The organism is Candidatus Thioglobus sp. (assembly GCF_029243085.1).
Classification (GTDB): Bacteria; Pseudomonadota; Gammaproteobacteria; order PS1; family Pseudothioglobaceae; genus Thioglobus_A.
Genome location: NZ_JAQWSS010000024.1, coordinates 1 through 1,586 on the forward strand (window position 1 = coordinate 1; position 1,586 = coordinate 1,586).

Here is a 1,586-nt window from a genome sequence, read left to right on the forward strand (position 1 = left end):
ATACCATCAATACCAGCCATCATAAGAGCAGAGAAAGAAAGATAAGGGTTTGCTGTTGGGTCGGGAAAACGAACCTCAACACGCTTGCCATTTGGGTTCGATGAGTAAGGTATTCGACAAGATGCGGAACGATTGCGGGCTGAGTATGCAAGAAGCACAGGTGCCTCAAAACCAGGCACCAGTCGTTTGTAACTATTTGTAGACGGGTTAGTAAAGGCATTTAATGCTTGAGCATGCTTAATAATACCACCGATGTAATATAGTGCCGTCTGACTTAAGTTACCATACTCATCACCATCAAATAAGTTAACACCATCTTTTGCAATTGACTGGTGAACGTGCATACCATTACCATTATCAACCGCAATTGGTTTAGGCATAAAAGTAGCTGTCTTGCCATACATGTGAGCAACATTATGAATACAGTATTTAAGAATTTGAGTTTCGTCAGCTTTTCTAACTAATGTGTTAAATTTAGCACCAATTTCACATTGGCCGGCTGTGCCCACTTCATGGTGATGCACTTCCGTAGTAACGCCCATTTCCTCGATAGCAAGACACATTTCTGACCTAAGGTCGTGAAGTGAATCTACTGGAGGAACCGGAAAATAACCGCCCTTAACATTTGGACGATGGCCTTTATTTCCGCCCTCTAAATCAGAGCCAGACTCCCAGTCTGCTTCTTCAGAATGGATTTCATAAAACGCCTTACCCATGCCAAATCCTGTATCCCACTTAACACTGTCAAATACGAAAAACTCATTTTCGTTACCAAAGTAAGCTGTATCACCAACACCTGAATCTTGCATGAATTGCTCAGCACGCTTAGCAAGAGAGCGAGGGTCTTTTTCGTAACCCTGCATATCACTTGGCTCAACAATGTCACAACGTACAATTAACGTTGGCTGTTGTGTAAACGGATCCATAACGCATGCAGTTGTGTCTGGCTTTAAAATCATGTCGGATTCGTTAATCTCTTTCCAACCTGTGATTGAAGAACCATCAAACATTTGACCTTCTTCAAATTTATCTTCATCAACCGTATGTGCTGGAACACTTACGTGGTGCTCTTTACCATGAGTATCTGTAAAACGAAAATCAACGAATTTAACCTCGTTATCCTTAATCATATTCATTACATCTTGTGCAGACATATTTTCTCCTTTATTTATATCTATATTTTTTTTTAATGACTAACATTGTCATGTAGTCTGCACCGTTACAGACATAATTCTGTTGTTTTTACGTGCTATATTAGAAATTTCTACTATATATGCAATAAAAACTGCGATTAATTCTACCCTATTTTCTCTACTAAAATAACAATCTCATCTGAATTTTCTTGGATTTCTATTACTTTATGACCATGCACCTTACACCAGGCAGGAATATCATGATGAACACCGGGATCAGTTGCTAATATTTCTATCGTATCGCCAATTTCCACCTTATCAATCATTTCGCCGAGACGAATAACTGGCATGGGGCAAAGTAATCTTTTTACATCAATGTTAGTTTTCATTATTTTTAGTATTCCTTTAGGGTGCGCTTAACCAATCTTGTGGTTTTAAATATTTCTCATATAA

General features: G+C 38.7%; 2 protein-coding genes. Both read right to left on the minus strand.

Translation table 11 applies throughout. The features are described 5' to 3' along the window. Window positions 1–1,154 (minus strand): type I glutamate--ammonia ligase (glnA, locus tag P8M52_RS01475; RefSeq protein ID WP_300306311.1); only part of this gene is annotated, 1,154 nt, incomplete at its 3' end. Window positions 1,155–1,297: 143 nt separating this feature from the next. After that, window positions 1,298–1,522: a sulfurtransferase TusA family protein gene (locus P8M52_RS01480; protein WP_300306314.1), complete on the minus strand. Its 225-nt coding sequence runs from the start codon at window positions 1,520–1,522 to the stop codon at window positions 1,298–1,300. Between the last annotated feature and the right edge of the window lie 64 nt (window positions 1,523–1,586).